At 64.7% G+C, this 283-nt stretch carries 1 protein-coding gene; it reads right to left on the bottom strand.

All coding sequences use genetic code 11. The annotated features are described in order from the left end of the window. Nucleotides 1-282: XRE family transcriptional regulator (locus SB816_RS31055; protein ID WP_410548123.1), on the bottom strand; the 282-nt coding region annotated here is incomplete at its 3' end. Nucleotide 283 lies beyond the last annotated feature (1 nt).

Consider the following 283-nt stretch of genomic DNA (forward strand, 5'->3'; position numbering starts at 1 on the left):
GGGCCGATCCCGCAGTTCCTTCAAGCCGTTGATCACGACCAGCAGGGCGCGGCCGTGCTCTTCCGAGCCGTCCCACGCCTCGACGATAGCGTTGCGCAGCAGATCGTTATAGGCGCCCGCCTGACGCGCGGCCGCCTTCACACCATAGAAACTGCATAGCTTATTGAATGGCGCGCTGCGCCGCAGCCGGCGCCCGTCCGACATCCGAAGCCGCGACACCGTCGGTTGGCTGACGCCAGAAAGTCGCGCAATTTCGCTGGACGAGCGTGTATCTGCCAGCAAG

Origin of the sequence: Achromobacter sp. SIMBA_011 (assembly GCF_046535435.1) — a bacterium.
In the GTDB taxonomy this organism is placed as follows: domain Bacteria; phylum Pseudomonadota; class Gammaproteobacteria; order Burkholderiales; family Burkholderiaceae_B; genus Achromobacter; species Achromobacter dolens.